Annotated in this window: 2 protein-coding genes and 1 pseudogene; all 3 read right to left on the bottom strand. The window is 46.4% G+C overall.

What is annotated here, in order from left to right:
- The coding region (locus JHJ32_RS22605) for a nitrogen regulatory IIA protein (RefSeq protein WP_200122998.1) at positions 1-210 on the bottom strand (210 nt) is incomplete at its 3' end.
- An 18-nt stretch (positions 211-228) separates the two neighbouring features.
- Positions 229-657: a hypothetical protein gene (locus JHJ32_RS22600; protein ID WP_091520329.1), complete on the bottom strand. Its 429-nt coding sequence runs from the start codon at positions 655-657 to the stop codon at positions 229-231.
- Positions 658-668: 11 nt separating this feature from the next.
- Positions 669-954, bottom strand: a pseudogene (locus JHJ32_RS22595) (conjugative transposon protein TraK); the annotation flags it as partial.

Here is a 954-nt window from a genome sequence, read left to right as displayed (position 1 = left end):
AAGGACAGGGTTTTCGATATGCTCTATGACCATACCGTTACCGGACTTTGAGGTATCGTACATTACTTTGCCAATGACCGCTACGGTAAGCAGCAGGTAACCCACAAAGAAGTACAGCGTATATTGGTGCTGTTTGCGCAAGGGCAACGCCCGCCAACGTTCGTCCAACTTGTCAAAGTACCTGTCCATATTTGCTCTTAATTTTTTCATACCCTTACTATTTCTGTGTTATAGCTTGAAACGCTTAGGACTTTTACCCGCCTGTTGTTTCGGCGCATCGTTGACCAGTGCGACCGCCTCCGTTAATTTGGGTGCGGACATTACGGACAGGTTTGCCAGTTCCGATTTTTTGAGTAATTGCCCAAAGCCGTCTTTCTTGGCTACCTCCATACGGCTCAATGAGAATTTGCCATTCAGGTACTTTACCCACATACTGCATTCTACACGGGGCTTGTCATCGCCCGACCATTGCAGGTAGCCTGTCAGCAGTAAGTCCTGCTTAGGCAAAGTATCTGCACCTTTTTGGCAGCTTTCGAGGTATTCGCTGATGCTGTCTTTCAGCTTTCCGGCATACGCACCCTGCGTATGGAAATACCCGTTATATCCTTTGTCGGTAAGGATTTTTGCGAACGTGCTTAAATCTGATAATGCTTCCATAAGATTGTTTTTTAGCGTTCGATGACCTCTATATCCTTATTTTCCACGACTGCAAATTTTTCAATATTGAAGCCCTGCGGATTATTGTCGGAACGAACGGAGTTGACGAGATAGCAGGAAGTAATCAGGTTTCGCCTGGTTACATTGCTTGACCGGATAATGAACTGTTTGGCATAGGTGCGCACTGCATACGGGTAGTTGTCGAAATTGCACACGACACTATCCACCTCGATGCGTTGCTGCACGTTCCCCGAAATGATACGGCTGTAATAGCCCTTTTCCGACAAGTCTTTGTAG

The organism is Parapedobacter sp. ISTM3 (assembly GCF_016533505.1).
In the GTDB taxonomy this organism is placed as follows: Bacteria; Bacteroidota; Bacteroidia; order Sphingobacteriales; family Sphingobacteriaceae; genus Parapedobacter; species Parapedobacter luteus.
This window is presented reverse-complemented; position numbering and strand designations above follow the sequence as displayed.